At 68.1% G+C, this 22,781-nt stretch carries 23 protein-coding genes and 1 pseudogene; 14 read left to right on the top strand and 10 right to left on the bottom strand.

The genetic code is table 11. The features are described from left to right. Positions 1 to 11: 11 nt before the first annotated feature. From GST15_RS12485 to GST15_RS12470, 4 genes are all read left to right on the top strand, one after another. The gene (locus GST15_RS12485) at positions 12 to 728 is read left to right on the top strand and encodes an ABC transporter ATP-binding protein (RefSeq protein WP_159017691.1); all 717 of its coding nucleotides are present in this window, start codon (positions 12 to 14) and stop codon (positions 726 to 728) included. After that, a complete protein-coding gene (locus GST15_RS12480; protein WP_159017640.1) occupies positions 725 to 3,256 on the top strand; it encodes an ABC transporter permease in 2,532 nt (843 codons plus the stop codon). The genes GST15_RS12485 and GST15_RS12480 overlap by 4 nt, the downstream gene beginning before the upstream one ends. Before the next feature lie 110 nt (positions 3,257 to 3,366). Then, positions 3,367 to 4,545, top strand: coding sequence for a sensor histidine kinase (locus GST15_RS12475; RefSeq protein WP_199268790.1), 1,179 nt, complete (start codon positions 3,367 to 3,369; stop codon positions 4,543 to 4,545). A 129-nt stretch (positions 4,546 to 4,674) separates the two neighbouring features. Beyond that, entirely contained in the window at positions 4,675 to 4,923 is a 249-nt protein-coding gene (locus tag GST15_RS12470; protein ID WP_159017639.1) for a hypothetical protein, read from the top strand. Positions 4,924 to 5,112: 189 nt separating this feature from the next. Here the strand turns inward: GST15_RS12470 and GST15_RS12465 are convergent, their stop codons facing one another. After that, the gene (locus tag GST15_RS12465; protein WP_159017638.1) at positions 5,113 to 5,880 is read right to left on the bottom strand and encodes an anti-sigma factor; all 768 of its coding nucleotides are present in this window, start codon (positions 5,878 to 5,880) and stop codon (positions 5,113 to 5,115) included. Then, a complete protein-coding gene (locus GST15_RS12460) occupies positions 5,877 to 6,452 on the bottom strand; it encodes a sigma-70 family RNA polymerase sigma factor (RefSeq protein WP_159017689.1) in 576 nt (191 codons plus the stop codon). The genes GST15_RS12465 and GST15_RS12460 overlap by 4 nt, the downstream gene beginning before the upstream one ends. 185 nt (positions 6,453 to 6,637) lie before the next feature. On the opposite strand from GST15_RS12460, the gene GST15_RS12455 reads away from it, so the two are divergent. Next, on the top strand, positions 6,638 to 7,225 hold the full coding sequence (locus GST15_RS12455) for a fasciclin domain-containing protein (RefSeq protein ID WP_199268789.1): 588 nt from the start codon (positions 6,638 to 6,640) through the stop codon (positions 7,223 to 7,225). Positions 7,226 to 7,421: 196 nt separating this feature from the next. Further along, on the top strand, positions 7,422 to 7,943 hold the full coding sequence (locus GST15_RS12450; protein ID WP_159017687.1) for a fasciclin domain-containing protein: 522 nt from the start codon (positions 7,422 to 7,424) through the stop codon (positions 7,941 to 7,943). Between the two features lie 106 nt (positions 7,944 to 8,049). Here GST15_RS12450 and GST15_RS12445 read toward each other — a convergent pair whose 3' ends face one another. Both GST15_RS12445 and GST15_RS12440 read right to left on the bottom strand, forming a co-directional pair. Further along, positions 8,050 to 8,811 carry a sulfotransferase family 2 domain-containing protein gene (locus GST15_RS12445; RefSeq protein ID WP_159017637.1) on the bottom strand — a complete coding sequence of 254 codons (762 nt, stop codon included), beginning with the start codon at positions 8,809 to 8,811 and terminating at the stop codon, positions 8,050 to 8,052. A gap of 145 nt (positions 8,812 to 8,956) precedes the next feature. Next, on the bottom strand, positions 8,957 to 10,264 hold the full coding sequence (locus GST15_RS12440) for a glycosyltransferase (RefSeq protein ID WP_233263185.1): 1,308 nt from the start codon (positions 10,262 to 10,264) through the stop codon (positions 8,957 to 8,959). 97 nt (positions 10,265 to 10,361) lie between these two features. Here GST15_RS12440 and GST15_RS12435 point away from each other — a divergent pair, with 97 nt between their 5' ends. Together GST15_RS12435 and GST15_RS12430 are read left to right on the top strand one after the other, a co-directional pair. After that, complete coding sequence (locus GST15_RS12435) at positions 10,362 to 11,507, top strand: glycosyltransferase family 4 protein (RefSeq protein ID WP_159017636.1); 1,146 nt, start codon at positions 10,362 to 10,364, stop codon at positions 11,505 to 11,507. Beyond that, on the top strand, positions 11,485 to 12,024 hold the full coding sequence (locus GST15_RS12430; RefSeq protein ID WP_159017635.1) for a phosphatase PAP2 family protein: 540 nt from the start codon (positions 11,485 to 11,487) through the stop codon (positions 12,022 to 12,024). Before GST15_RS12435 ends, GST15_RS12430 begins: the two co-directional genes overlap by 23 nt. Before the next feature lie 66 nt (positions 12,025 to 12,090). Here GST15_RS12430 and GST15_RS12425 read toward each other — a convergent pair whose 3' ends face one another. From GST15_RS12425 to GST15_RS12410, 4 genes and pseudogenes are all read right to left on the bottom strand, one after another. Next, positions 12,091 to 12,333, bottom strand: coding sequence for a hypothetical protein (locus tag GST15_RS12425; protein WP_159017634.1), 243 nt, complete (start codon positions 12,331 to 12,333; stop codon positions 12,091 to 12,093). Positions 12,334 to 12,363: 30 nt separating this feature from the next. Next, a pseudogene (locus tag GST15_RS12420) lies at positions 12,364 to 12,645 on the bottom strand (hypothetical protein); the annotation flags it as partial. Continuing rightward, complete coding sequence (locus GST15_RS12415; RefSeq protein ID WP_159017633.1) at positions 12,646 to 13,977, bottom strand: ATP-binding protein; 1,332 nt, start codon at positions 13,975 to 13,977, stop codon at positions 12,646 to 12,648. It abuts the pseudogene before it with no gap. After that, positions 13,974 to 14,645: a response regulator gene (locus tag GST15_RS12410; RefSeq protein ID WP_233263184.1), complete on the bottom strand. Its 672-nt coding sequence runs from the start codon at positions 14,643 to 14,645 to the stop codon at positions 13,974 to 13,976. Before GST15_RS12410 ends, GST15_RS12415 begins: the two co-directional genes overlap by 4 nt. A gap of 217 nt (positions 14,646 to 14,862) precedes the next feature. Here GST15_RS12410 and GST15_RS12405 point away from each other — a divergent pair, with 217 nt between their 5' ends. The 4 genes from GST15_RS12405 (at position 14,863) to GST15_RS12390 (ending at position 19,732) form a co-directional block, all read left to right on the top strand. Then, positions 14,863 to 15,711 carry a TlpA disulfide reductase family protein gene (locus GST15_RS12405; protein WP_159017632.1) on the top strand — a complete coding sequence of 283 codons (849 nt, stop codon included), beginning with the start codon at positions 14,863 to 14,865 and terminating at the stop codon, positions 15,709 to 15,711. Continuing rightward, positions 15,708 to 16,556 carry a thiol:disulfide interchange protein DsbG gene (dsbG, locus tag GST15_RS12400; protein ID WP_159017631.1) on the top strand — a complete coding sequence of 283 codons (849 nt, stop codon included), beginning with the start codon at positions 15,708 to 15,710 and terminating at the stop codon, positions 16,554 to 16,556. Before GST15_RS12405 ends, dsbG begins: the two co-directional genes overlap by 4 nt. Positions 16,557 to 16,719: 163 nt before the next feature. Next, entirely contained in the window at positions 16,720 to 17,259 is a 540-nt protein-coding gene (locus GST15_RS12395) for a DsrE family protein (protein WP_199268787.1), read from the top strand. 151 nt (positions 17,260 to 17,410) lie between these two features. After that, positions 17,411 to 19,732: a PA2171 family ribosome-binding persister protein gene (locus GST15_RS12390; protein ID WP_159017629.1), complete on the top strand. Its 2,322-nt coding sequence runs from the start codon at positions 17,411 to 17,413 to the stop codon at positions 19,730 to 19,732. 87 nt (positions 19,733 to 19,819) lie between these two features. Here GST15_RS12390 and GST15_RS12385 read toward each other — a convergent pair whose 3' ends face one another. After that, positions 19,820 to 20,062 carry a hypothetical protein gene (locus GST15_RS12385; protein ID WP_159017628.1) on the bottom strand — a complete coding sequence of 81 codons (243 nt, stop codon included), beginning with the start codon at positions 20,060 to 20,062 and terminating at the stop codon, positions 19,820 to 19,822. A gap of 292 nt (positions 20,063 to 20,354) precedes the next feature. Continuing rightward, entirely contained in the window at positions 20,355 to 20,621 is a 267-nt protein-coding gene (locus GST15_RS12380) for a hypothetical protein (protein ID WP_159017627.1), read from the bottom strand. A gap of 189 nt (positions 20,622 to 20,810) precedes the next feature. Here GST15_RS12380 and GST15_RS12375 point away from each other — a divergent pair, with 189 nt between their 5' ends. Together GST15_RS12375 and GST15_RS12370 are read left to right on the top strand one after the other, a co-directional pair. Continuing rightward, positions 20,811 to 21,755 (top strand): aminotransferase class IV, encoded by a 945-nt coding sequence (locus GST15_RS12375; RefSeq protein WP_159017626.1) that lies wholly within the window; start codon positions 20,811 to 20,813, stop codon positions 21,753 to 21,755. Then, positions 21,752 to 22,477, top strand: a complete 726-nt coding sequence (locus GST15_RS12370) for a sulfotransferase-like domain-containing protein (protein ID WP_159017625.1) — start codon at positions 21,752 to 21,754, stop codon at positions 22,475 to 22,477. The genes GST15_RS12375 and GST15_RS12370 overlap by 4 nt, the downstream gene beginning before the upstream one ends. Positions 22,478 to 22,781 lie beyond the last annotated feature (304 nt).

Below are 22,781 nucleotides of genomic sequence, written 5' to 3'. Positions count from 1 at the left end.
AGCCGGTCCGCATGCAAGCCGAATGCCACCTCCCGCCCCAGGCCGTGCGTCCCGTGACCCTGCAGGTCCACGACCTTGGCAAGCGCGTGCCACTGCCCACGGGCGAGCTGACCATCCTGGATGGCGTCGGCTTCGACATTCGACGCGGCGATACCGTCGCCGTCGTCGGTGCCTCCGGCTCGGGCAAGAGCACCCTGCTGGCGCTGATGGCCGGCCTCGACACGCCCAGCAGCGGCACCGTGCTGCTCGATGGCGCGCCGATGTCCACGCTCGACGAGGACGGGCGTGCGCGCGTGCGCGGAGAGAAAGTCGGTTTCGTGTTCCAGAGCTTCCAGTTGCTGCCGTCCCTGACCGCGCTGGAAAACGTGATGCTGCCGCTGGAGCTGCGCGGCGATGCCGATGCCGAGTCGCCGGCGCGCGCGATCCTGCAGAAGGTCGGCCTTGGCGAGCGGCTGGGCCACTATCCCAAGCAACTCTCCGGTGGCGAGCAGCAACGCGTCGCGCTCGCGCGTGCCTTCGTGACGCAACCCTCGCTGTTGTTCGCCGACGAGCCCACCGGCAACCTGGACACCGTCACCGGGCAGGCGATCATCGAGTTGCTGTTCGCGCTCAATGCCGACGCCGGGACCACACTGGTGCTGGTCACGCACGACGAACCCCTGGCGTCGCGCTGCAGCCGCATCATCCGGCTGGATGGCGGTCGGCTCGTTGGCGTGCCGACGACATGAAACCGCAGATCCTGCGGCTGGCGTGGCGGCAACTGCGTCGCGACCTCAAGGCCGGCGACATCCGCATCCTGCTCGCGGCACTGATGCTCGCCGTGGTCGCGGTGACGGCGGTCGGCTTCATCACCGACCGCGCCAACCGCGCACTGCTGATCCAGGCCAACCAGCTCATGGGCGGTGATGCGGTGCTGCGCGCCGACGCGCCGATCGCCGGCGTCATCCGCAAGGCTGCAACGGCACCCGGGTTGCGGCGTGCCGACGAGATCGAACTGGACAGCATGGTCCGCGTCGGCAGCGGCGAGGATGCGCGCCTGCGTCTGGGCGAACTGCACGCGCTGGGCGACGGCTACCCGCTGCGCGGCAGCTTCCGCCTTCTTGGGGCGGACGGCACCGAGCGCGACGCGGCCACGCGTCCGGCGCGCGGGACGGTGTGGATGAGCCGCGCCGGCGCGGCCACGCTGGGCGCAAGCATCGGCGACAGCATCGCGCTGGGGACGTCGACGTTGCGCCTCGATGCCATCGTGCTGAAGGAACCCAGCGCCGCGCTGGATTACTTCAACGTCGCCCCGCGCGTGTTCCTCAACACCGATGATTTGGCCGCGACCGGCCTGGTGCAGGAAGGCAGCCGCGTCGGCTATCGGCTGATGGTGGTCGGCGATGCCGGCGACGTGGAACGCTTCGTCGACATCGCGAAGGCCAACCTCGCGCGCGGACAGCGCCTGGAAACCGCCGGCCAGGCCAATCCCGAGATCCGCTCGGCACTGGATCGCGCCGGGCGCTTCCTCGGCCTCGCCGCACTCGTCTCGGTCGTGCTGGCAGCAGTCGCGGTGGCGATGGCGGCGCGACGCCACAGCGAGCGCCATCTGTCCGGCGCCGCGGTGATGCGCTGCCTGGGCGCGAGCCAGCGCACGCTGGTGGGCATCCATGTGGGCGAGATGGTCTTCCTCGGGCTCATTGCCAGCGTGATCGGCGTGGCCATCGCCTTCGCGCTGCAATGGGCCGTTGCCGACTGGCTGGCACGGCTGCTGAAGCTGTCGATCCCCGCTGCGGGCTGGATGCCCGCATGGCAGGGACTGTGCGTGGGCATGGTCGTGCTGCTCGCATTCGCAACGCCACCGGTGCTCGCCCTGCGCCGCGTGTCGGCATTGCGCGTGTTGCGTCGCGACCTCGACACCACCGAGCCCAGTGCATGGCTGGTCGCGCTCGCAGGCTTCGGCGGCATGGCCGCGCTGCTGTGGTGGAAGGCGGGATCCGCCGCGCTCGGCGGCGCCATGCTGCTCGGCATCGCGGCCACGCTCGCGGTGCTGGCCCTGCTCGCCTGGCTGCTGATCCTGGTCGTGCGACGGCTGCGTCCGCGCCTGCGCGGCAGCCTGCGCTACGGCCTGGCCAACGTCAGCCGACGTCCCGGCACCAGCATCGCGCAGGTGTCGGCGCTGGGCCTGGGATTGATGGCATTGCTGCTGCTCGGCTTCGTGCGCACCGACCTGCTCGATCGCTGGCAGCTGTCGCTCGCGCAGGATGCACCGAACCGCTTCCTGATCAACGTGCAGGCAGGCCAGGTGCAGCCGGTGCAGGCGTTCGTCGCCTCGCAGCACCTGCAGCCCGCGGTGTTGTTCCCGATGGTGCGTGGCCGCCTGCTGTCGCGCAACGGCACGCCCGTCACCGCGCAGACGCTACGGCGCGACAACGACGACGATGCCGGCCCGGGGCCATCGCGGCGTGCCGACCGCGAGTTCAACCTGTCGACGGCATCGACGTTGCGCGCCGACAACAGCATCGTTGCCGGCAGATTCTGGCCAGCGACGCGTTTGCGCACGCCACAGATCTCGGTGGAGCAGCGCTTTGCCGAATCGCTGGGCTGGAAGCTCGGCGACCGCATCGCCTTCGACATCGCCGGGCAACGCTTCGAGGCGCCGATCACCAGCATCCGCACCGTCGACTGGGAAAGCTTCAAGCCCAACTTCTTCGTCATCGCATCACCCGGCGCACTGGATGCCTATCCGGCCAGCTACGTCACCGCGGTCAAGGTGCCGCCTGGCGACACGCGTTTCACCGCGGCACTGGTCGAGCGATTCCCCAACGTCTCGGTGATCGACATCGAGGCCGTGCTGCAGCAGGTGCGCAACACCGGCGACCAGGTGTCGAAGGTCGTGCAGGTGGTGTTCTGGTTCTCGCTCGCAGCCGGCGTGCTGGTACTGCTGGCCGCGATCAGCGCCAGCCAGGACGAGCGCCTGCTCGAAGGCGGCGTGATGCGCGTGCTGGGCGGCAGCCGGCGGCAGCTGCGCATGGCGCAGGCATCGGAATTCGCCGCGATTGGTTTGCTGTCCGGTCTCGTCGCCGCCATCGCCGCGTCGGTCCTGTCGGGCGTCGTCGCCGACCGTGTCTTCGACCTGCCATGGACGCCCAACTGGACGCTCGCCGTGGTCGGCGGCGGCATCGGCATGCTCGCCGCGCTGGTCGCCGGGCTGGTCGCCACCCGGCGCGTGGTCGATGTGCCCCCGAACGTCGTCCTGCGCGAGCTGCAGGGTTAGCCCCTGCCGTTTTGCGCAGTCCGGTGCTTCATGAACAGCCTCGATGGCGGCGCAGAGCCGTTTGCGCGCATGTCACGGGTCCTGATCCGCCGTCAGCGTAACGTGAAGCCATGATGCATCTCTTCCTGGCGGGCAACCGCACCGAACTCATCGCCCGTTGCCGGGCCAAGGTCGCCGCGCGTGCGCTGCCCGGCTCGACCACGCGCGAACTCGATCATGGCATCAGCGTTTTCCTCGAGCAGCTGATCAAGACCCTGCAGGTCGAGCAGAGCGCGGAGCCCATGCGTAGTCGCGAAGTTTCCGGACCGACCGGTGGCGGCAAACCGGCGTTGTCGGAGATGGGCGAATCCGCCGCCGCGCACGGCCGCGAAATGATGCAGCACGGATTCACCGTCGAAGAGCTCGTCCACGACTACGGCGACCTGTGCCAGTCGATCACCGACCTGGCGTTCGAGCGGGACGCACCGATCAAGGTCGACGAATTCCGCACGCTCAATCGCTGCCTGGACAACGCCATTGCCAATGCGCTCACCGAGTACGGCTACCAGCGCGACTTCGTAGTCGCCGACCGCCAGGCGGACGCACTCAACGAGCGCCTTGGCGATTTCGCACACGAGCTGCGCAACCACCTGAGCACCGCGACCCTCGCGCTGACCGTGATCAAGTCGGGCAGCGTCGGTCTTGCGAGCGCCACCGGCGCCGTGCTCGATCGCAGCCTCGTCAGCCTGCGCAACCTCATCGACCGCTCGCTGGCCGAAGTCCGCATCAGCGCCGGTGTTGTCGTGCAGCACCAGCTGTTTTCGCTCGCCAACTTCATTTCCGAGTTGAAATCCGCCGGTGAACTCGAAGCGGAGGTCAAGGGCTGCGTGTTGCTGGTCTCCGACGTCGATCCCGGCCTGGCCGTCGATGCCGATCGCGACCTGCTGTTTTCGGCGGTCGGCAACCTGCTGCAGAACGCCTTCAAGTTCACCCACCCCGGCAGCGAGGTGACGTTGCACGCCTATGCCGTGGCAGACCGCATCCTCATCGACGTCAAGGATCACTGCGGCGGCCTGCCGCCGGGTGACGCCGAGTCGTTGTTCGCGCCGTTCATCCAGAGCGATGCCGACAAGAGTGGACTGGGGCTCGGCTTGTCGATTTCGCGCCGCAGCGTCGAAGCGAACCACGGTCGCCTCGGCGTGCGCGATCGTCCAGGACATGGCTGCGTCTTCACCATCGACCTGCCGCGGCATTCCATGCCGAGCGCGGAAGAGATCGCGGATCGGCTCGAGCAGGCGGCGCTCTCCTGACCCCTTGATGGACCACGGGCTCCGCGATAAACGCCCTCCACGCCGCCGTCCCAACCGCTCGTCGTCCTCGCTCGCTGCACCTGCGCTTTGCGGGTATCCTCCATCCCGGCACTTTCGGGGGGATCTGCCATGGACACGTCGGACCGGCGCCTGCAGGCGCGCGCAACATCACGCGAACTCAAACGGCACCTCAACGAGGCGCAACTGGTGGTGTACAACACGCTGGAGCGCTTCGGCTGGGACTTGAAGTTCATACGGCAGATGCCGGGCAAGTCATCGCTCGTCGTGCTGTACGACCCGGACACCCGCAAGTACGCCATCCTCGATGCCGACGGCGTGCTCGAGGAAAACCCGGTCTTCCACCAGTTCCGCACCTGAGGGCTGCAACGCGGCGCGCGGTCGGTCGACCGTCGCCACGCTGACAACCTCCACTGCTTCGGCGCAAGCCAGCGTTGGCACGCGTCACCACTGCCCTGGCTTGCGCCGAGACGAACGCGCGATGCCTGGCGCGCATGCGTGCGCCGACCGGATCGGCGGCGGGCGCGGCACCTTCGCGCGAGATGCGCGTCAGATACTTGCGATATCGCCCTTGGCCACGACCGGGCCGCTGGGCGCGGCATGCGGAATGCCGGCCTGCGGTTCCAGCGTGACCGCCAGCGTCGCGCCGGCTTGCAGCGCACGACGGCTCGCGGGCGGGATCTTGATCGTGTGCGCCTTTTCATTGGAGACGAAGCCCAGCGATTGCGGCGCCTCGCCTGGCGGGATGATCCACAGCTCGTCGACGCGGCCCGACGGATCCAGTGGCGTCGGCACCGGCACCATCAGGATGCTGGTGCGCGAGGGATCGACCGTCGCCAGCCAGCCAGTGCTGCCATTGGCGCGGGCCAGCACGACCACCGGTTTGGCGGCCTGCTCCCCGGTCGTCGGCACCTGCACCACGACCGGCACGCCGGGTGGCGCAATCGGCGTCGGCGTACGCAGGCCGATGACGACGGCTGCGACGCCCGCCGCAATCGCCAGGCCCGTCGCCGCGCGCCAGAAGCCTGCATTGTTCCAGACACCCCTGCGCGCAGGCTGCACGGAAGGCCAGCCGAGCGTGGTGCGGATGCGCGGCCAGACATGCGCGGATGGCTCCATCGCCATTGCTTCGGACAGCAGGGGCGCGAGGCGCGTTTCCCATGCGGCAACCTGCCGCGCGAAGCCGGCATCGCCGCGCATGCGCTGCTCCACCTGGCGACGCATGTCGGCGTCGAGGACGCCGAGGACGTATTCGCCGGCCAGCAGTTCGTCGCCTGGCGGCAGCATCGATGTCGTGTCGTCGTGTCCGGCGCTCATCGATCCAGGCACTCCCGCAACTGCAGCAGCCCGCGCCGGATCCAGCTCTTGACCGAACCCAATGGCGAGCCGGTGCGCGTCGCCAGTTCGTCGTAGGTCGCACCTTCGAAGAAGGCCGTGCGGATCAATGTCTGCCCGCGTGGTTCCAGCCGTCCGAGGCAGTCGTCCAGGCGCACGCGATCGCTGTGCGCATCGGCTTCCGCGGCCGGGGTCGGACCTGCATCGGCGATGGTCTCCGTCAGCTCAACGGGCGCGCGCAGCGCCGGCGATGGCATGGCGCGCAACCGGTCGATCGCGCGATTGCGCACGATCGTGCCGAGCCACGTCATGGCGCCCGCGCGTCGTGCATCGAATTGCGCAGCCTTGCCCCAGATCGCGACGAAGGCATCCTGCAGGACATCCTCGGCCTCGGCGCGATCGCCCAGCACCCGCATCGCGATGCCGAGCAGGCGTGCGGACGCCAGCCGGTACAGCGCCTCGAAGGCCTGCTCGTCGCCGCCGGCCACGCGCGCCAGCAGGCCATCCGCCAGGGCGGCGGAATCCGCGTCAGCGACTGCCACCGCACTGGCCATGCCGTCCCCTGCCGATGGGCCGCGCACGTCGCGCGACCCGGATCCAGGGCAGAGCGTATGCGAACTCACCCGCACGCGTGCGAACCCGCCGCAAAAAAATCTGCATCCGGCCGGCTCCCCGGCCCGTATAGGCCCTTGACCCTGCCAGTCAGGGCGTCCCTTTTCATCTTCCGGAGATCGACCCAATGAGCATCAAACCCGTGGCGCTGGCCGTGCTGAGTGCCATCGCACTGAGCGCCTGCATGAGCAACCCGTCCATGGCCAGCCATGGCGACACCGCGATCGCCATGCCGGCCAATCCAATCGTCGGTGGCGCACCGATGTACGCCAGCAAGGACATCATCGACAACGCGGTGAATTCGAAGGACCACACGACCCTCGTCGCGGCGGTCCAGGCCGCCGGCTTGGTCGACACGCTCAAGGGCCCGGGTCCGTTCACCGTATTCGCCCCGACCAATGCGGCGTTCGCCGCGCTGCCGGCGGGCACCGTCGACACGCTGCTCAAGCCCGAAAACAAGGCCACCCTGTCGAAGATCCTGACCTACCACGTGGTGTCGGGTCGCCTGGACAGTGCGGCGCTCGCCGAGCGGATCCGCGCCGGCGGTGGCAGCGCCACGCTGACCACCGTGCAGGGCGAACCGCTCAAGGTCGGCATGCAGGGCGGCTTGGTCGTGCTGACCGACACCAAGGGCCACACGTCCACCGTCACCACCGCCGACGTCTACCAGAAGAACGGCGTCATCCATGTCGTCGACAGCGTGCTGATGCCGTAAGCACGGCGACGCCATCCATTACCCACCACCGATACCCATACACCGAGGATTCCAGATGAAGACTTCACTGCTTTCGCTGGCGCTGGTCGCCACCTGCGCCCTGACCGCCTGCAACAAACCCGAAGCGACCGCGCCGGTCGCCGATTCGTCCGCGATCCCGGCCGACCAGCCCGCCGACACCACGTCGCCCGGCGCGATGGCATCGGATGCAATGGCCTCCGACGCCGCAGCGCCGGCTGGCAACCCGATGGTCGGCGGCGCGGCGATGTCTGCCGACAAGGACATCATCGACAATGCCGTCAACTCGAAGGACCACACCACGCTGGTGGCAGCGGTCAAGGCTGCGGGACTCGTCGACACGCTCAAGGGTCCGGGCCCGTTCACCGTCTTCGCGCCGACCAACGAGGCCTTCGCGGCGTTGCCGGCCGGTACGGTCGACGGACTGCTCAAGCCTGAAAATAAGGCCGACCTGACCAAGGTGCTGACCTATCACGTGGTCCCCGGCGCGGTGGATGCCGCCACGCTCAAGGCGCAGATCGCCGCGGGCGGCGGCAAGGCCGAGCTCAAGACCGTGCAGGGCGAAACCCTGACCGCAAGCGAACGCGACGGTGGCATCGCGCTCACCGACAGCAAGGGCAACGTTGCGATGGTGACGATTGCCGATGTCATGCAGAGCAATGGCGTGATCCACGTCATCGACAAGGTCCTGATGCCCTGAACGCCCTGATGCCCTGACGTTCTCGTCGTCGCCAGGGTTGACGTGGGGGACGGCTTCGGCCGTCCCTCTTTTTTTGGGGAATCCGCGTATCCGGCGTTGGCTCGCGTCAAGTGGCCAGGCGTGTGTCGACGGCGCTGGCAGCCAGCGGCGGCGGCGCCGCTGGTTGACCGTCTGCTTCGGCCCGCGGCGTCCGCTGCAATGCCAACCCGCGGTCCTCATGGAACCGGTACTTGAACGCATCGACGTCGTCGCCGTACAGCCGCGCGATGGCGGTCCTGCTGCGCGAGTCGTACATGTCCGTGTAGGGCCGCGGTCGCCGCCGCAACCAGCGGGCGATGCGCCCGATGCCGTGGTTCGAGTCGTTGGCGTGCGGCAAGGTGGCGTCCGGGATGTCGAGCTGCTTGCACACCTGCCCGAAATCCGCCGCCAGGCGCTCGTATCGCCCCACGAAATCGACCAGCAGCCTGCCGTCGTCGTCGTGGAGGTAGTCCGCCTGGGGACCGAAGAACCATGGCTTGCGTTCCATCAGCCGCGGCAGCTGGAACCGCACGAAACGCGAGAATGAGCACACCCGGTCGTATCCGGTCCGATAGAACGACGCCGTCCGATCCCATGGATTCCGCACGAAGGCGAACCGGTAGTAGGTGTCGAACTGCTGCTGCGTCAGCCACTTCTTCTCCACGTACTCGCGCGCCTTCAGGTGCGCCAGGCGCGGCGGCCCCAGCTCGGGGTTGTGGTTCGGGCGCAGCAACAGCGGAGCCCGCTGCTCCCAGCTCAGCCCGACCCGCTTGATGAAGAAGCTCTCGATGCTCTGGCCCGCGCATTTCGGGACATGCACGAACACGCATTGGTCATGGTGCGAAATCATCGCCGCTCCTTGACGAATGGACGACGACGGTCGTCCTCCAACGACGGCAACCTTAACAAGGGATGACTTCACGACCATGCGAAGGTCGCGGCACACAAGCGAGCAAGGCGACGCGGGCGTCACGCGGATCGACCGCGCCCCCTATTCAGGATCCCCGACTCCCTTGGGCCGGCTGGCGCACCTGAGGCACCGGCCGCGCCTGCGCAGTGCATGCCGCGGGCGCGTACGCGGCCCGATCCGCCAGCCCCTCGTACAGGGCGACGACCCCCGGCATCAGTCCCTCGATCGCCCAGCGTCGTGCATCGCGCGGGCCTGCTGCGGACAGCGACGCCTGCAACTGCTGGTCGCGCAGCACCCGCGCGACACAGTCGGCGAACTCCGTGACCGCCTCGGGGCTGGTGAGCGCGCTCTTGGCGCCGCGCAGGACGGTCGCCGTGCCCATCACGGCAGTCGACACGATCGGTGCTCCCAGCGCCATGGCCTCCATCAGCACGAGCCCCTGGGTCTCGGTCGGTGACGCGAACACGAATGCATTCGCCGCGCGGTAGCAGTCCAGCAGTTCGGACTGCCGATCCAGGTTGCCGAGGAACAGGACGTGTCGCTCCAGCCCCAGCAGCTCGGCCAGTTGCCGCAGTCGCTGCGCATCGGGACCTTCTCCGGCGACGACGAACAACAGCGCCGGAAAGCTCGTGACCAGGACGCGGGCAACCCGCAACAGGAACGCGATGTTCTTCTCGATCGCGAGCCGGCTGATGGTCACGATCGTCGGACGCAGGGGATCGATCCCGTGGCGGAACCGGAAATTGCTGCCGCTGCCGCCGGTGAATTCGGCAAGGTCCAGGCCCGTCGGGATCACGGTGGCGGGTGTGCGCACGCCGTAACCACGCAGGACGTCGTCCATTTCCTGCGTCGGCACGATCAGGTGGTCGACCGCATGGCAGATGCGCCGCGAGAGCCCGCGCGCGATCTTCCGCAACACGGCTGGCGCCAGCCATGGCAGGTAATGCGCGATGTATTCCTCGAAATACGTGTGGTAGGTCTCGACCAGCGGAATGCGGCGCGACCTTGCCAGGCGCACGCCCAGCCGATGCGTGGCGAAAGGCGTATGCACATGGATGATGTCCCAGTGCCGGCGCGCCAGCCGCGGCAGCACCTCGCGCAGTGCGCTCGACTTGATCAGTCGATCCTCGGGATCGAAGAACACCGTGCGCGCCGGCAGGCGGATCACTTCGAAACCGTCGCCGAACTCGCGGTCGTGCCCTTGCTGCCCGCTGTCGACACCATAGTCCGGCGCCACCAGCGTGACCCGATGCCCCATCGCCAGCAGCGATTTCACGAACGTGCGGATCGACGTCGACACGCCATTGACCCGCGGGAAATACACGTCCGACAGCATGAGGATGTCCATGCCGGCGACGCTACCGGCCGCGCATGACAGTGCGTTGTCAGCCACGTGGCCATCGAACGCGGCACCGTCTTGATTCCGTCACCTTGCTGACACCGCGATTTCATCCGGCGCTGACAGGATTGCTCGAAACGGAAGCCGACCGATGCGCTACGCGATCGTTACCGAGACCTATCCCCCGGAGATCAACGGCGTTGCCTTGACCGTGCAGGCGCTGGAAGACGGGCTGCGGGCGCGTGGGCACGACGTGCTGGTCGCCAGGCCCCGCCAGGATGCGTGCGAGCCCCGCCCGTTGGAACTGCTGGTCCGGGGCCTTGGCCTGCCCCGCTATCCGGGCCTGCGCTTTGGACTGCCTGCAGCACGCGCGCTGCTGGCGGCATGGCAGGCAGCGCCACCGGACGCGGTCTACATCGCCACCGAAGGCCCGCTCGGATGGTCGGCGATGCGGGCGGCCAGGCACCTGGGCATTCCGGTGGCCACCGGTTTCCATACGCGCTACGACCAGTACATGCGCAGCTACGGGCTGCCCCTGCTGCAGCCCGTCGCGATGCACTGGATGCGCCGCTTCCACAACCAGGGACAGGCGACGCTCGTCCCCACGCAGGAGCTGCAGGATTTCCTGCGCGATGCCGGCTTCGCCAACCCCGTGCGACTGTCGCGTGCGGTCGACACACGGCTGTTCCATCCCGCGCGTCGCGACCAGGCAACGCGCGACAGCTGGGGCGTCGGCGCGGACGCCCTGGCGGTGATCCACGTCGGCCGGCTGGCCCCGGAAAAGAACCTCGCACTGGCCGTGCGCGCCTTCCGGACGTTGCAGGCCACGCGACCCGATGCCCGGTTCGTCCTCGTCGGGGACGGACCGGCGAGGTTGCAACTGGCCCGCGACAATCCCGACTTCATCTTCTGCGGCATCCGCCGCGATGAGGACCTCGCACGACATTTCGCCAGCGCGGACATCTTCCTGTTCCCGAGCCGGACGGAGACCTTCGGCAACGTGACGCTGGAGGCAATGGCCAGCGGCATCGCCACCATCGCCTTCGACCGTGGCGCTGCGCGCGAAGCCATCCGCGATGGCGTCCATGGCGCGGCCGTCAGCGACGGCGACGAGGACGCGTTCGTATCGGCTTGCGTGCGACTGGCGAGCGAACCGGTGCTTCGCGGCGGCATGGCGATGGCCGCGCGCCAGGCGGTGCTACGCCTCGGACCGGAGCAGGTGGCCGCCGACTTCGACCAACTGCTGCAGGCGCTGGGCGGGACGGAGATGCCCGATGTCGCGCTTGCACGGGCCTGAGGCTCCGCTGTCCGTCGAAGCCGCCTGGTGCGTGCGCGTCAACGGCCTGTGTTCGCGACAAGGCATCCGCCTGTTCTTCGCGACCACCAGTCGACTCGGCGACGGCGCGGCCTGGTACGTGCTGATGGGCATGCTCGTCCTGCTCGACGGCATGCATGGCGTTGCCGTGTCCGCGCAGATCGCGGCCACCGGTGTCATTGGACTCACGCTGTACAAGACGCTGAAGCGATGGACGCGGCGTCCGCGACCGTTTGCGTCGCACCTGCGCATCCACGCCTGGGTCGCGCCGCTGGACGAGTTCAGCTTTCCCTCCGGGCATACGTTGCACGCCGTCGCCTTCACCGTCGTGGCGCTGGGCCACTACCCGTCATTGGCATGGGTGCTGGTTCCATTGACGGCCAGCATCGCGCTGTCGCGCATCGTGCTCGGACTGCACTATCCATCGGATGTGCTGGCCGCCAGCGCGATCGGCGCGGCCCTGGGATCGTTGTCGCTGTGGTGCGTGCCGGTGGCGTAGCCATCGACGTGTCGCGGCGGCGGCAGCCCCCCGCGCCGGGGAAGCTGCCACGATGCAATGCCCGCGCTACAGCATCGGGTGGTCGTCCCGCACCACGACCGGCGGCACGTGGCGCAAATCCCGCAGCGCGACCAGCACGTCGGCGTTCTGCTTCTCGATGGTTTCCATGTGGCCGATCAAGCGGCGCAACAAAGGCTTGATGCCGAAGATGGCGAAGGGCACCAGGATCCAGAGGATCGCCAGCAGCATGCCGAACAGCACGATCGCCAGGCTCACGCCCGCCATTCCCTGGGTGATGGCTGGATCCATGGTCGTTCTCCTTGGTCGGTCGGGATTGGATTACGCACTGTCAGGCGCGCTGCGTCCAGCATTCGCCAGCACCTTGCGCAGATAGGGCGCGGTGCGGCTGTCGTTCGCCGCCGCAACCTGGCGCGGCGTGCCGGTCGCCACGATCCGGCCGCCCTCCTCGCCCGCGCTGGGGCCGATGTCGATCACCCAGTCGGCATCGGCGATCACGCGCAGTTCGTGCGCGACCACAACCACGGTGTTGCCGGCATCGACCAGCCCGTGCAGCTGCACCATCAACCGGTCGACATCCAGCGGATGCAGGCCGGTGGTGGGTCACGCCAGCGGTGCACGTGGCAGGACCAGCTCCGCAACCGTTCCGACCGGTGCATTCGCGCGCAGCGTGAACCGGCCCTCGTAGCGTTCCGCGATGGCCGCGACGATTGCCAGGCCAAGGCCGCTTCCGCCGGGCGTCGCCGAGCGTCCCCTCCAGAACCTGCGAACGGCATCGGCCTGCTCGCCCGGATGGAGCCCGGCGCCCTGGTCCAGCACCGCGAAGCGCACCGACGTGTCGTCGGCATCGATGGCAAGGTCCACGCGACTGCCTGGCGGCGAATACCGCAGCGCGTTGTCGACCAGGTTGCGCACGGCCGCGAATGCGAGCGGGCCCGGCACTGACAACAGCGCATCTCCCGACCGGTCCGAGCAATCCAGTCGCCCGCGCGCATCCTCTCCGCTGGCGGCAACGACGCGCTCAAGGATCTCGCGTGCGGCGACGGGCTCGCCTGCGTCGAACCGCGCCTGTCCTTCCACGCGCGCCAGCATCAGCAGCTGGTCCAGCGTCGCGCGCATGCGGCGCACTCCCTCACGGGCGTCGTCCAATGCGCGTTCCGCATCCTCGCCGGTCGTGAGGCACGCCACCTGCAGATGGGTGTCGATCGCCGTCAACGGCGTGCGCAATTCGTGCGCGGCATGGCTGGTGAAGTGGCGTTCGTGCAGGACCGCCTGCGCGACGCGTTGCAGGTGGTGGTTGAGTGCGTCAACCAGCGGACGCAGTTCGAGGGGCAGCGTCCCGGCGTCGAGCGGATCGATGGAATCCGGTGCGCGCACCGCGAGTGTCTGCCGCAATCGGCCCAGCGGCGCCAGTCCGCGCCCGGCCCCGAACCACAAGGCGAGCAATCCGCCGACGGCGGCAATGAGGAAAGGAATCCCGGCGGCGAGTGCAATCCGGCGACCCAGTCCCGCGCGCTCGTTCAGGCTGTCGGCGGTGGTGATGCTCAGGCCGTTGGCCTGCAATGTGTAGGTGCGCCATTGCGCGCCGTCCAGTGTCCGGGTGGCGTAACCGGGCGCATGCGCCGCCATCAGCGCGCGCGACGCGCCCTGCGTGGTCGCCATGACTTCACCGCGCAGCGAGCGCACCTGGCAGGCAATCCCGCGCCGTCCCGGCACCGTCACCACATCGCGGATCGCAAACGGCGATGCGTTCGCTTCCCCGACGCGCGCCTGCTCCAGCAGCCCCGAGACCATGCGTGCCGACATCGCCAGGCGCTCGTCGAGCGTGCGCTGGAGATTGCGATCCAGGTCGCGCAGCATCCAGGCCGCCGCGACGCCCCACAGCAGCGCCAGCGCGATTCCGATCGTCAGTACCAGCCGCAGTCGCAGGCTCACCGGGGAGCCCGCCCAAAGCGATAGCCCAGTCCGCGCACGGTCTCGATCACCGCCGGCCCGAGCTTCTGCCGCAGGTTGTGGATGTGGACGTTGATCGCATTGCTGCCGACGTCCTGGCCGAAACCGTAGAGGCTGTCCTTGATCTGCTCGCCCGACAGGCAACGCCCGCCGGCCTGCATCAACGTGGCGAGCAACTCGGTTTCGCGGCGCGACAGCTCGACCGCCTCGCCATGCAGCCACGCCTGGCCGCTGGCCGGGTCGAGCGCCAGTGCGCCGGATTCGATGCGGTTCACGCTGCGACCCGCGGCGCGTCGGACCAGCGCGTGCAGCCGCGCCACCAGCTCGCCAAGATCGAACGGCTTGACCATGTAGTCGTCGGCACCGCCGTGCAATCCTGCGATGCGATCCTCCACGGCATCGCGCGCGGTGAGCAACAACACCGGCACCGTCTCCCCACCCGCACGCAGTCGGGCGAGGAAGTCCATGCCGTCGGCATCGGGCAAGCCGAGGTCGAGCACCATCACATCGCAATGCCCGCTGCGCAGCGACGACGCCGCCTGCGACGCGGAACCAACGTGGTCGGCCGTCAGGCCGTGCGCGCGCAGGCCCGACACGATCCCGCGCGCGATCAGTTCATCGTCCTCGACCACCAGCACCCGCATCGACATTCCACCTGCAACCTGCGGGCACGCTACCCCAGGCCATGGCGGTTGCCAAACCGCCGCGCGGCCTGCCTCGGCACCAGCATCCCGCCCGGACACGATGCGCGGAGGACTTAATCCCCAGTTAATCGCGCTCCCGCAGGATGGTGCCGATGAATCACACAGACCCTGGCGCGCTGCGTTGCGTGCCGCCCTCTTCGCGTGACCTCGCCGCGGGCACGCCATGACCAGCATCGGTCCGTGGCCGGTCACCGCCGTACTGCTCTTCCTGTCGCTGGCCGTCGCTGCTGTCGTCGCCCGCTGGGTCGCGCGCCGCTGGACCGCTGCGAAGCTGCCGACGTTGTCGCCATTGACCGACATGGCCATCGCCGGCCTCATCGTCGCGCGGCTGGTGTTCGTGCTGCAGTGGTGGCCGCAATACGTGGCTGGACCGTGGTCGATCATCCGCCTTGGAGATGGCGGTTACACCGTGTGGGCCGGCATCGCCACCGCCGCCGGACTGGCCGCGTGGCGGATGTATCGCAGCCCTGCGCTGCGGCGTCCGCTCGCCTGGGGGATCAGCGCGGGCGTGGCCGCCTACGCGATCCTGGCCGGCATGCTGGCGTTGATGCAGGCCTCGGCGCCACCGCTGCCGGTGCGCCAACTGCAAGCCCTCGACGGCACCTCGACGACATTGCAGGCGCTGTCCGGAAAACCAGTCGTGGTCAATCTGTGGGCAACCTGGTGCCCACCGTGCCGGCGCGAAATGCCGGTGCTCGTCCGCGCGCAGGCCGCACGTGCGGACGTGCACATCGCCTTCGTCAACGAAGGCGAATCCGCTGCCGACGTGCGCGCCTACCTCGACAACGTTCATCTGGCACCACGCAACGTGCTGCTGGATGGATCCTCGTCCGTGATGCGCGACGCCGGATCCCAGGCCTTGCCAACGACCTTGTTTTTCGACAGCGCCGGCCGCCTGGTCGACACCCACATGGGCGAGCTGTCGGATGCCACCCTGACAAAGCGACTCGACGAACTCACATCCAGCTCGCGACGAGCGTTCCCGACCCACACGCAAAAGGCCAACCGATGATCCGTTCCCACCTGTCCCAGGGGCCGCTGCTGGCCTGCCTGTTGTTGCTTGGCGTTGCCGGCTGCAGCCAGGCGGGCGAGACGCCCCGCTCCCCCCAGGCCGATGCGACCGTGCCACCGGCACAAGCGCCATCCCCGTCGCCGACCACGACCGCCCGGCCGCCGGTGCTGGCGGCAATCGAGGCGAAAGGTTTCGAGGTATTGGGGGAGTTCGCTGCACCGTCGGGCCTGCGCGGCTACGCCGGCGTCGCAGGGCAGCAACCGCTGGCCGTGTACGTGACCGCCGACGGGCAGCACGCCCTCGTCGGCACCCTGCTCGACGCCAAGGGCAACGACGCTGGCGCCGATGCAGTGCAGCGCCTGGTCGCCGCGCCGATGTCGAAACGCATCTGGACCCAACTGGAGAAGAGTCGCTGGGTCGCGGATGGCAAGGCCGATGCGCCGCGCGTGGTGTATGTCTTCACCGATCCCAACTGTCCCTACTGCAACCGGCTCTGGGAGAATGCGCGCCCGTGGGTCGACGCGGGCAAGGTCCAGCTGCGGCATGTGATGGTCGGCGTGATTCGTCCGGACAGTGCGACCAAGGCGGCCGCCATCCTGAGCGCAGCCTCGCCGGCCGCCGCGCTTGCGCGCAACGAACGCAACCGGGAGGCCGGCGGCATCGCTCCCGTCGCCACGATCCCGGCTGACATCCGTGCCGCACTCGACGCCAATGAAACACTGATGACACAGCTTGGTTTCCAGGGCACACCGGGCATCCTGTTCCGCGATGCGCAGGGGCTCGTGCAGCGTCGCTCGGGCATGCCGCCCGACAGCGAGATGACGCTGATCTTCGGGCCACGGTGACCGCCACGCAGCGCCGCGGGGTGCGCTAGGCTTTGCTGGCGTCCACGCCCATCCAACCTGCGCACGGCTGGCGTGACTGGACGGCACCCGCTGCCGGGTCGCAGTCGCAGGTCCCGTCGCGCTGCCTCATCAACCCAACAGGGATTCGACCGCCATGACATCCATGAAACGTAGTGCCAGCGCCTGGTTGCTCGCCATGATCCTGCCGACCACCGCCATGGCCGCACAGCCGGTCGGCGTGCGGGACTTTGGTGCCATCGCAACGACGACTGGCGCCTCCGAGCACGCCGATCACGCGCTGCGGTATCGGGTGGTCTTCGCCGTCACCCGCGGCGCGGATGCGCCCGACAAGGTGGATCCGTCGCTCGAAAGGGTGGCGCGCTTCGTCAACCTGCTCGCCGCCGATGGCGTGCAGCCAAAACCGGGCGACATCGTCGCCGTGATCAGTGGGCCGGCGACAGTGATCGCACTGTCCGACAAGGCCTACGTCGCGCGCACGGGCAGCAAGGGCAACGGCAATCCCAACCTGCCGCTGGTCGAGCGCCTGCGTGCGGCGGGTGTCGTCGTCAGCGTCTGCAGCCAGGCCTTGCACGGCATGAAGATCCCCGCCGAAGATGTCACCCCCAGCGTGCGGCGCGACGTCGCCGCGATGATGACCATCGCCAACCTGCAGTTGCGCGGATACGCGTTGATGCCCGACTGACGTTCGCCCGCTGCTGCGGGCACGTCCGCGCGCGGACACACAGGCACGGCACGACGGCCATGGCTGTGGGTGCCGCTGGCTGAATGACACCTTCACGTCCGGGTCGCATCCGGTCGCGTATGGCTAGGCGGTCAGCCCGGAGCCAGCGCACATGGATGGCAATGAATTCCTGCAGGCGATCGTGGACAGCCCGACGCGGCACGGGATCATCGTCACCGACCTGGACGGCAACATCGCGCTGTGGAACCGCGGTGCGGAGCGCATCTTCCAGTACGACAGCGCAGAAATCGTCGGCACCAACATGCGCGTGCTGTTCCCACCGGACGACCTGGCGCGCGACATCCCGCAGAAGGAAATGTCGCGTGCGCTGCGTGGCGGTTGCGCCGGCGATTTCCGCTGGCACGTGCGCAAGGACGGCTCGCTGATCTGGGCGGACGGCATGCTGTATCCGGTCCACACGCGCGACGGCACGCAACTGGGCTACCTGAAGATCCTGCGCGATGCGACCGAGGAGAAGCGCTCCGGCGATGCCACCTCGCGGCTGGCGCTGGAAGACGGCCTGACCGGCCTGGCCAATCGCACCGAGTTCAACAACACCTTCGTGCACATGCGCGCCTCCGCCGAGCGTCACGGCCAACCGCTGCTGCTGATGCTGCTGGACCTGGACCATTTCAAGCACGTCAACGACAACCTCGGCCACGCCTTCGGCGACGCGCTGCTGCAGCAGGCGGCACACCGCATGCGCGCGGTCGTGCGAGACAGCGATTTCATCGCGCGCCTGGGTGGCGACGAGTTCGCCGTGCTCATGCCCGATACCACGCATACCGAAGACGGCGGCATGGTTGCGGAAAAACTGGTCGAGACGCTGTCCCGGCCGTTCCTGATCGACCAGCATGAGATCCATGTCGGCGTCAGCATCGGCATCAGCGTGTTCCCGCAGGACGCCAGCGAGCTGAAGGAACTGTTCGCCAAGGCCGATGTCGCCCTGTACCGCGCCAAGGACGAAGGCCGCGGCGCCTACCGCTTCTATACCGCCGGCATGGACGCCAGGGCCCACCTGCGCAGCCTCGAATACGCGCAGCTGCGCAGCGCCATCAAGCACCGCGCGTTCTCGATGCGCTACCAGCCTCGCATCGATGCGACCACGGGCAAGCCCGTTGCGATCGAGGCCCTGCTGCGCTGCTCCGATCCGTTCTTCAGGGACTATTCCATCACCGAAGTCATCGCGCTGGCGACCGAAACCGGCCGCATGCGGCGCCTGGGCCTGTGGGCCTTCATCGAAGCGCTGCGCCATGTGCGCCTGTGGCAACAACGGGGATGGCCCGAGCTGCGGCTGAGCAACAACTTCAGCCGCGTCGAATACACCGACTGGCGCTTCGCCGAGCGTGTGTCCAACCTGCTGGCAAAAGTGAACATGGAGCCGTCGCAACTGGAGATCGACATCCCCGAGTCGCAACTCACGGGCGGATTCGACGCCAGCCAGTTGCTCGCCCTGCACGAGCGCGGCGTGGCGATCGTGATCGACGACCTGGGTAGTGGCGGGCTCTCGCTGCAGCACCTGTTCGAGCTGCCCATCAGCAGCGTCAAACTGGACCTGCGCTACCTGCCCGACCTGCCCACGGATCCGCGCAGCCGCGCGATCGCGACCGCCATCATCGAACTCGGCCACAACCTCGGCATCCGCGTGATCGCCGAGCGCGTCGAATCCGCCACGCAGGCGGCGTTCTTCCTTCCGCAGTGCGACAGCATCCAGGGCCACCACGTCGCCAGGCCGATGACGGCCGACGAAATGGGGATCTGGTTGCGGCAGCATGCGCCGACGCCGACGCGGAGGACGGCAGCACCACTACGCGTGCAGGCGGCGTCACGTGGTGGCCCGTCGGCGACGCTGGCTCGTAAGCGGAATCCTGACAGACCTGCACATCCATCAACGCGCGATCCGCGGCTTTCACGCCGCAATGCGCCCGCTTCCGCGACCCTGCCCGCCTCAAAACCCGACGGAGACGACATGGACGCGATCAGCCTGCTCAAGGACGACCACAAGAAAGTGAAGGCGCTGTTGACCGAGCTGACCGACACCACCAATCGCGCGCAGAAGGGCCGCGCCGAACTGCTGGCGAAGATCGCCACCGAGATCGAAGTCCACACGACGATCGAGGAGGAGATCTTCTATCCCGCATTCAAGCAGGCCGGAAAGAAAGGTGACGACGCCGAAATGTTCTTCGAGGCCAAGGAGGAACACCGCGCCGCCGGCGGCCTCGTGCTGCCCGACCTGCTCAGGACCGACGTCAGCTCCGACCAGTTCGGTGGCCGCGCCAAGGTGCTGAAGGAGCTCATCGAGCACCACGCCGACGAGGAAGAGAAGGAGATGTTCCCGCGCGCCAGGGAACTGCTGGACAAGGACACGCTGGCGGATCTTGGCCAGCGCATGCAGGCGCGCAAGCAGGAGTTGATGCAGGCGCTGTCGCGCTGAGATCGACTGCCCTGGCGATACGGTCACTCGCCGATCGGCGGCGAGTCGACCAGATGCGATCCCCTCAACGGGATCGCAGCGTCGATGTCAGGCGGCGACCGGCTCGAGGGATTGCGGTGACTCCACGTCGACGATCATGCGGCGATGCAGGGAGTTCATCCAGGTACACAGTCCGGGCTTCATGTAGCCCTCGACATCGTCGCCGCACTGACCGCCGCCACTGATGATCTGCGCATGGACGATGCGCCCGGGGATCTGCACCTGGATGCGGCCGCGCGAGCTGATATGGAGGATCTTGCCGATGTGCATGACGTTGATTCCGCTGTTCATCGCTCGACCGTGGCCCCGCAGAGGTGATGGGGTGGTCACAGCTGAATGCATCGCAGGCCGCCGTTCATCCACCGCGTCGGATCGCCCCACCCAGCCTCGGCAGTCTCCAGGACCGTTCATCGGCCCAGCCTGGAATAGGCGTCGGGCGTCACGCCAGCACCTGCCGGGGATCGATGCGGGTGATCGGCCATGTGGCCGACCATCCCCCCCTCCGCGAGGATCCGGTTCCAACCCGAGGCGCCGCACTGCTGGCCTGACGCGACGCACGTCCGCGACTGCATCACGCGACGCGTCACTCCTCCGACGGGGGCCGCAACTCGACCTGCAGTTCTTCCAGGTTGGTGATGACCGTTTCCAGCGAATCGTGCAGTTCGCCCTGGCGGACCATCAGGTCTTCGATCTTGTCCGCCCGGCCGAGCTCGGACAGTTCGCCGTCGAACATCAGCCACTGGGTGGTCAGCAGCTCGACGTTGTTCCTGGAGTAGTGCCGCATCTCCTTGAGCTGCGACAGGGTGTCGGTGATGTGGTCCAGCGGGGTCTTTGGGGATTCATCGGACATGGTGGACCTCTGTGTGAAACGATCGTTCGATGCTACCGATCAACGATGAACAGCAGTGTCACCCGGTCGCACCGCCCCGTGGCAGGCGGGCCACCGCGCGAGCGGCGGTCATCCTGGGCAATTGACGCACCGCACCGGCTCGACGCAGGGCACAGCGGCTACCATCTCCCCCAGCCACCGGAGCTCCCCATGACGCAAGGCACCCAGCATTCCGCCGACGATCCGCGCAATGCCGACATCCTGATCTCGGTCAACGGCGTGCTGAAACCGCGCGAACAAGCCGTGGTGTCCGTCTTCGACAGCGGCTTCGTCCTCGGCGATGGCGTGTGGGAAGGCTTCCGCGTGGTCGGCGGCCAACCGCTGTTCCTCGACGCGCACCTCGACCGCCTGTACGAAGGCGCGAAGGCACTGATGCTCGACATCGGCCTCGACCGCGCGCAGCTGACGCGCGCCATCCTCGACACGCTCGATGCCAACGGCATGCACGGCGACGGCGTGCACGTGCGGCTGATGGTCACGCGCGGCGTCAAGCGCACGCCCTACCAGGATCCGCGCGTCGTCGTCGGCCCGGCCACCATCGTCATCATCCCCGAATACAAGACCGCATCGCCCGAGACCGCCGAACGCGGCCTCACGCTGTTCACCGTGCACGTGCGCCGTGGCGCGCCCGACGTGCAGGATCCCAAGCTCAACTCGCACAGCAAGCTCAACTGCATCACCGCCTGCATCCAGGCCACCACCGCCGGCGCGGACGAAGCGCTGATGCTGGACCCGCACGGCTTCGTCGCCACCTGCAACTCCACGCACTTCTTCATCGTGCGCAAGGGCGAGGTGTGGACCTCGACCGGCCAGTACTGCCTGGGCGGCATCACCCGCGCCAATGTCATCGCGCTGTGCCGCGACAACGGCATCCCCGTGTTCGAGAAGTCCTTCAGCCTCACCGACGTCTACGGAAGCGATGAAGCCTTCGTCACCGGCACCTTCGCCGGCGTGGTGCCGGTGCACACGATCGACGGACGCAGGATCGGCGAGCGTGGCACGGCACGCGGCCCGATGGTCGAACGCCTGCAGGCGCTGTACCAGGCCCTGGTCGCGCGCGACGTCACTGCCCGCGCGACGGTGTCACCACGATGACCCTGCGCATCGCCATGTGGTCCGGCCCGCGCAACATTTCCACCGCGATGATGCGGGCCTGGGAGAACCGCGGCGACTGCGCGGTCAGCGACGAACCGCTGTACGCGCACTACCTGGCGCACACCGGCCTGGACCATCCCGGGCGCGATGAGGTCATCGCCACCGGGGAGACCGACTGGCAGCGCGTCGTCGCCACCCTGCTCGGCCCCGCCCCCGGTGGCGCGCCGGTCTGGTACCAGAAACACATGACCCACCACCTGCTGCCGCACATCGACCACGGCTGGATCGCGCAACTGCGCAACGTGCTGCTGATCCGCGACCCGCGCGACGTCGTCGCGTCCTACATCAAGTCGCGCGCCACCGTCACCGCCGATGACATCGGCCTGCCGCAGCAGGTCGCCCTATACGACGAACTCAGCGCGGCCGGCGTGCCCCCGCCGATCATCGACGCCGGGGATTTCCTGCGCAATCCCGAAGGCCACCTGCGCGCGCTGTGCGACTGGCTCGGCATCGACTTCACCGACCGCATGCTGCATTGGCCCAAGGGCCCGCGCGACAGCGACGGCATCTGGGCCCCGCACTGGTATGCGCATGTGTGGGAGTCAACGGGGTTCGAGGCGCCGGTCGCGCGTGACGTGCAACTGTCCGGCGAAGCCGCTGATGTCGCGGAAACCTGCCGTCCTCTCTACGGGCGCCTGCACGACAAGCGGATGCTTGTCTAGTACCGGCCCTTCTGCAACGACTCCCAAGGCGCGCGGCGGCGCGGCGAACGTTCAGGGTTACCAATTGCCGAGGCGGCGCGGAGCGCCTTCAGCCGCGACCACATTCGCTCATTGCGGATTGACCACCCCTGTGGGAGCGGCTTCAGCCGCGAGCTCTGCGCAATGCCGAATCACTCGGCCCTTGTGGGAGCGACGGAAGTAGGGACGCCACCCGCGTCGCCCGTAGAAGCGGCGTCAGCCGCGAGCCCTGGATCTTCGTAGGAGCGGCGTAAGCCGCGACCGTAAGACTCGCATCACCACAGCA

This window comes from Cognatiluteimonas profundi (genome assembly GCF_009792795.1).
Taxonomy (GTDB): Bacteria; Pseudomonadota; Gammaproteobacteria; order Xanthomonadales; family Xanthomonadaceae; genus Cognatiluteimonas; species Cognatiluteimonas profundi.
The sequence above is the reverse complement of the archived record's forward strand: the minus strand, read 5'-3'. Positions and strand labels throughout refer to the sequence as shown.